Genomic DNA, 6,163 nt, shown 5'->3' with positions numbered 1-6,163 from the left:
CGGCCCGGTCGAGCGGCTGGGTACCGACCCGGGGTGGCGCTACGCCGAGCCGGTGATGGCGGCGGCGCGGGTGTTCGAGATCGCCGCGGCGACGTCGGACGACTGACCGCGGCCCGGCCGCGCCGGGCCGCGGCCGCGCGCCGCGGGTGGGCGTGCCCCCTGCCCGCGGCGAGCGGCCGGACCGAGGTCACGACGCGGGCAGCCCCCACAGCTTCAGGAACCCGGCCGGAAGCGCGCCGCCGTAGCCCTTGCCGACCTCCGGCGGGACACCGGACTCGTTCACGTTCGTCTTGTCCCAGATGCGGATCGGGGTGCGCTCGTCGACCGTCGGCTGCCCGAGCAGGATCCGGAAGGCCTGGTCCATCGAGGCATAGCCGATACCGACGGTGTCCTCCCCGACGTTCATCGCCACGATGTCGCCCTCCTGGATGAGCTTGAGGGCGTAGGGCGAGCCGTTGTAGCTGACGACCTTGACCTGCCCGACCCGGCCGAGGGTCTGGATGGCGGGCACCGCGCCGGCGACCATCGCGTCGTAGAGCGGGTAGACGTAGTTGATCGAGGGGTCGGCGGTCAGCGCGGACTGGATCTCGCTCTGGGTCTTGGTGTTCCAGTCCGACACGGGGATGTTCTTGACCGTCACCTTGCAGGACGGGCACTGCGCGGCGAACTCCTTGCTGATGGTGTCGAGCGTGGCCGGGCTCGGGAGCACGTCGGCGCCACCGATGAGCAGGACGTTCGCGTCGGCCTTCGAGTCGGCGATGATCCAGTCCGCGGCCGCCTTGCCCGCGACGTTGAACGGGGCGGTGACCAGCGCGGTCACCCCGGCGGCGCAGCCCTCACAGGTCGGGGGGACGGGCGAGGAGTCGTCGTAGAAGTGCGTGACGAGCACCGGGATACCGGCGGCCTTGGCCGCGGCGAGCTGGGGCTGCAGGGTGCGCGGGTCGGGGGCGGTGCTGAGCACGATGATGTCGGGCTTCGCGGTCAGGGCCGTGTTCATGCCCTGCACCCACTCCGAGGGCTTGCCCTGGTTGGGATAGACGGTGAACTCCATCCCGACCTTCTGGGCGATCTCCGCCATCGTGTCCTGGATGCTCTGGTTGAACGGGTTGGGCACCAGCGGGATGAGGAACATCCGCTTGCCACGCAGCGTGCTCGGGTCGATCGGCGCCCCGGGCGGGGTGAAGGTCGGCAGGCCCTTGTACGTGGCGACGTTGTCGGTCACCGCGGCCGGGACCGTGTTGGCGGCCGCGGGTGCGGTGGTGGAGCCGCCTCCCCCGCCGCCGCTACCGGTGCTGCATGCCGTGAGGGCTAGCGCGAGCGCCACCGCTCCGACCATTCCGCGGCGTACCAGCCGGGAGCTGACAGGACGAACGATCCCCATGGGAGTCCTCCGGTGCGGCCGACGAGGGGCGGTGGAGAGCATGCCGGTGTCCACTATTTGGACACCGGCTCACCGCATGCTGGAAACTAGTGGCTCACGGCGACCCAGGACAAGCGACCGGACATCGCAATTCCACAACCGTTGCGGACACGCACCGGTCCGGCACGGCGCCGGCCGGACCGGCAGCGTCCGTACCCGGCGGCGGCGACCGCGGCCGACCCAGCCCCGGACGACCCGGTCAGGGGCCCTCGCGCACGACCGACGACGTCCGCTGGTCACGGCTGACCGCGAAGCGCACCGGGACCCGTTCGGCGAGCGCGGCGACGTGGGTGATCACGCCGACCATCCGGTCGCCGCGCGCGGCGAGGTTCTCCAGCGTGCCCGCGACGACCTCCAGGTTCGCCTCGTCGAGCGTGCCGAAACCCTCGTCGAGGAAGATCGAGTCGAGCCGGGCGGCGCCGTCGGCGGCCAGCGACGACATCTGCGCCGACAACGCCAGCGCGAGCGCGAGGCTCGCCTGGAACGTCTCCCCGCCGGACAGGGTCTTCACCGGGCGGCGGGCATCGGCATCGGCATGGTCGACGACGACGAACTCGCCGTTGTCGTGGGTCAGCTCGAACTGGCCGCCCGACAGCTCGGCGAGACTCGCCGACGCGTCGACGACGAGCACGTCGAGCGCCGAGGCGACGAGCCAGCGCGGGAACCGGTCCGACTTGAGCAGCTGCCCGAGCATGCGCGCCACCTGCTGGTTCTCCTCCGCGGCGGCGCGGTCGGCCCGCAGCCTCGCCGACTCCGCGACACGCTCGGCGAGCCGGTCGCGGCGGGCCTGGGCCTTGGCGTGCTCGGTGGCGACGACGGAAGTCGCGCGCTGCACGAGCCGGTCGCTCTCCTCGGCGGCCGACCCGCTTCCGCGGGGCGGTGCGAGGTCGTGTCGGCCGAGGTCGTCGAGCAGCTCGACGGTGAGCGCGTCGCGACGGGCCCGCGCCGCGGCGACCGCGTCACCCTCGGCGGCGAGGCGGGCACGGCGCTCGTCCGCCGCGGTCGCGGCCCACCCGGCGAGCGCCTCCCAGGCCGCGACGAGGTCCTCACCCGCGACGGCGGGCGCCCCCAGCACGACGAGGGGGTCGCGCGCGGCGCGCAGCTCGTCCCAGGCCGCCGCCGCGGAGCGGTCCGCCGCCGTCGCCGCGGCAGCCGCCTCGGCCGCCGCGGAGTGCGCGGCGCGCACCGCGTCGGCGGCGGCCCGGGCGGCCGCGTCGAGGGCGTCGATCCGGTCGAGGGCGCGGGCGAGCTCGTCGGGCGGTGCGACGTCGGCGAGCGCGGCGACGAGCCCGTCGATGCGGGCGTCGAGGGCGGTCAGCGCCGAACGGGCGGCCTGCTCGGCGCGGGCCGCGGCGGTCTCGCGGGCGCGGGCCGCGGCCAGCGCCGTGTCGGCGCCGGTGAACGCCGCGTCCGCCACCCGGGAGGCCTCGGTCGCGGCGTCGCGTTCGGCGCGGGCCGGACCCGCGGCGGCGTCGCGCTCGTCGACCGCTCCGGCGGCCCAGCCGGCGAGCGCGGCCCACGCGGCGGGCAGGTCGTCGTCGGCGACGGCGGGCGCGCCGAAGCCGACCAGCGGGTCGCGCGCCGCCCGCAACGCCCCGGCGGCGCGGGCCACCTCGGCACGCACGGCGTCGACGGCACCGGCCGCGGCGTCGCGCCCGGCGCGGGCACGGCGCAAGGCGGCGTCGGCGCGGCCGGCCTCGGACTCGACGTCGTCGAGCCGGCGCAGCGCGGCACGCAGGGCCGCGACGTCCTCGACACCGTCGAGCGCGCTGCGCAGGGCCTCGACCTCGGCGTCGAGCCGGGCGAGGTCGGCGGCGGCGCGGTCGGCGGCCGAGGCGGCGTCGGCATCGGCGACGCGGGCCCGGTCGAGCTCCGCGTCGGCGGTCGCCACGGCGGCGTCGGCGGCGGCCAGGACCGTCCGGTCGACGGCGGGCGGCAACACGGTGACGGTCTGCGTGCACACCGGGCACTCGTCGCCGACGTGCAGCGACGGACGCAGCGCGGCCGCACGGTCGGCGTGGGCGGCGTCATCGCGGGTGGTGCGCGCCCGGGCGGCGGCATCGCGGGCGGCGTCGAGGGCCGTCGCGGCCGCGGCGCGGGCGGCGACGGCGGACTCGCGGCGGGCGGCCAGGGCGGGCCGGCGCGTGCGGGCCGCGTCGAGGGCGGCATGGTCGGCCAGCGCGGTGTCGAGCGCGGCGCGGGCGGGCGCGGCGGCGCGGGCCTCATGCGCCGCCACGTCGGCCGCCTCCGCCTCCTCGAGTGCCTTCACGGCGGCGGTCAGGTCGTCGTCGGCGGCGCGGCGGCGGCTGTCGAGACGGTCGAGACCGTCGGGGACGTGCAGGGCGGCGAGCCGGGAGCGCTCCGCGTCGAGGCGGTCGAGCTCCCGGTCGGCAGCCTCGAGCCGTGACGACGCCGCGTCCCGGGCGGCGCGCGCCGCCTCCAGCGCCGCGGCGGCCCCGGTCACCGCCGCGGCGGCGGCCCGCTCCTCGGCGGCGGCGGCGTCGAGCGCAGCAGCGGCGCCGGGCCGGGCCGCGCGGGCCGCGGCGAGGTCGGCGTGGTCGCGGCGGGCCTGTTCCAGCGGGCCGCGGGCCGGGGCGGCGTCGCGGGCCGCGCGGGCGTCCGCGTCGGCGGCCACCGCGTCGGTCACCGCCCGCGCGGCCGCGGCGGAGACCTGCGCCGCCGCCCGGCGCCGCGCGTCGACGTCCGCGGCCCCCGCCGGAACGGTGATCCCGGCCAGCACGGCACGTTCCCGCTCGGACGTCGCCTTCGCCGACTCGGCGGCGACGACGGCGGCCGCCGCGGCGGCGAGCCGTTCGGTGGCATCGGTGACGCGGTCGGCCAGCGCACCCAGGGCGTCGACGCGCGCGGTCGCGGCGGCCACGGCGTCGGCCGTCGCGTCGTCGTAGGCGCCGAGCTGCCCGGCCAGCACGTCGGCCCGTTCCCCCGACGCCGCCGCCTCCCGGTTGGCCTCCCGCGCGATCGCCTCGTACACGTCGAGCCCGAGGAGCCGGACGAGCATCTTCTGCCGGTCGGCCGGCTTGGCGTGCAGGAACTCCGCGAACGCACCCTGCGGGAGCACCACGCACTGACAGAACTGGTCGAACGGCAGCCCCAGCAGCCGCTCGACCTCCGGGGTCACCCCTGAGTCGGCGGCCAGGACGCGGCTCTCACCGTCGAGCTCCGCCGGATCCGCGAGCAGCTCCAGCCGGGCGCTGCGGACCGTCACCTTGTCCTGCGCGGACCGGCGCAGCTCCCGGGCGGCGACGTAGCGCTCGCCGCCGATGTCGAACACGAGCCGCACGACCCCGCGCGAGACGTGCGGCGCCAGCCCGAGCCGGACCGCGCGCCGGTCGTCCCAGCGCGGGACCGAGCCGTAGAGGGCGAAGCACAGCGCGTCGACGACGGTCGACTTGCCCGCGCCCGTCGGACCGACGAGCGCGAAGTAGTCGGCACCGGTGAAGTCGACGACCGCGGGCTCCCGGAACGCCGCGAACCCGTTCATCTCCAGCCGGACGGGCCTCATCCCTGACCCCCCGAGTCGGCGCTGGTGACCTTGTCGTGCAGGCGCGCGAACAGCGCGCCGAGCCGTGGGTCGGCCACCGCACGGTCGCGGCAGTACTCCCCGAACAGCTCCGACGGGTTCCGGTCGGTCCCGCCGCCCTCGGGCCGCGACGCCGTGACCTGCGCGGCGAACTCCGGGTCGATCCGCACCTCCAGCGCGTTGGGCAGCAGCGCCGTCACGTCCTCGCGCAGCCCCGCGCGGGCCGGCTCGCGGACGGTGACGCGCAGGTAGTCCTCGCCCACCGCGTCGCGCAGCGCGGCCAGCTCGTCGACCGTGCCGGTGACCGTGCGCAGCCCGCGGCCCGACGTGATCGGGATGTCGGTGACCCGCGCCGGCGTCGTCGCCGTGGCCTCCACCAGGCACACGACGCTCGTGTTGGCCTGCTCCCCGAAGTCGACCGCCAGCGGCGACCCCGAGTAGTGCACCGGCGCGGGCGCGGCCAGCTTCTGCCGGCGGTGCAGGTGACCCAGGGCGACGTAGTGGGTGTCGGCGGGGAAGATCGCCGCCGGGACGGCGTACTCGAAGATCGACTGCGCCATCCGCTCACCGCCGCCGAACTCGCCGTTCAGCACCGTGAGGTGGGCGGCGACGAGGTTCACCGAGTCGGTCGCGAAGCCGTCGGTCAGGGACCGGACGATGCCGCGCAGCTGCTCGTCGTAGTCGGCGTTGTGCTCGGCCGGCAGCTTCGCGACCAGCTCGGCCGCGCGGACCGCGTAGCGCTGCGACAGGAACGGCAGCGCCGCGATGCTCGCCTTCTCCCCGCCGCGCGTCACCATGTCGACGACGCCGCCCTGCTCCCGGGTGCGCACCGTGCCGACCATCGTCACGCCCGCCGCGGCGGCGAACTGCCGGTAGGCGTCGAGGGTGGCGCCGTGGTCGTGGTTGCCGCCGATGACGACGACCTTCGCCCCCGTCTGCGCCAGCGCCGTCAGCGCCTGCACGACGAGCTGCTGCGCCGCGGCGTTGGGGGCCCCGGTGTCGTAGAGATCGCCGGCCACGACGACCAGGTCGACCTCCTGCTCACGGGCCACGCCGATGATCTCGCCCAGCACCGCCCGCTGCTCGTCGAGCCGGCTGTGCCCCTTCAACGTCTTGCCGACGTGCCAGTCGGCGGTGTGCAGGATGCGCATCGCCGGGAACGGTATTCGCCACCCCCGACAAGATCACCGCCGGGCGGCCCT

At 76.5% G+C, this 6,163-nt stretch carries 3 protein-coding genes; all 3 read right to left on the bottom strand.

Features of this window, described 5'->3' with window-relative positions:
- Positions 1-187: 187 nt before the first annotated feature.
- On the bottom strand, positions 188-1,222 hold the full coding sequence (locus AB7F12_RS30275; protein WP_428499220.1) for a sugar ABC transporter substrate-binding protein: 1,035 nt from the start codon (positions 1,220-1,222) through the stop codon (positions 188-190).
- 397 nt (positions 1,223-1,619) lie between these two features.
- The gene (locus tag AB7F12_RS30270) at positions 1,620-4,943 is read right to left on the bottom strand and encodes an AAA family ATPase (RefSeq protein ID WP_428499219.1); all 3,324 of its coding nucleotides are present in this window, start codon (positions 4,941-4,943) and stop codon (positions 1,620-1,622) included.
- Positions 4,940-6,112: an exonuclease SbcCD subunit D gene (locus AB7F12_RS30265; RefSeq protein ID WP_428499218.1), complete on the bottom strand. Its 1,173-nt coding sequence runs from the start codon at positions 6,110-6,112 to the stop codon at positions 4,940-4,942. Before AB7F12_RS30265 ends, AB7F12_RS30270 begins: the two co-directional genes overlap by 4 nt.
- Between the last annotated feature and the right edge of the window lie 51 nt (positions 6,113-6,163).

The organism is Pseudonocardia sp. (assembly GCF_050250275.1).
In the GTDB taxonomy this organism is placed as follows: Bacteria; Actinomycetota; Actinomycetes; order Mycobacteriales; family Pseudonocardiaceae; genus Pseudonocardia.
This window is presented reverse-complemented; position numbering and strand designations above follow the sequence as displayed.

Excerpts from the sequence above, each read along its gene's own strand:
- AB7F12_RS30270 (WP_428499219.1), bottom strand. The coding sequence starts at position 4,943 with ATGAGGCCCGTCCGGCTGGAGATGAACGGGTTCGCGGCGTTCCGGGAG.
- AB7F12_RS30265 (WP_428499218.1), bottom strand. The coding sequence starts at position 6,112 with ATGCGCATCCTGCACACCGCCGACTGGCACGTCGGCAAGACGTTGAAG.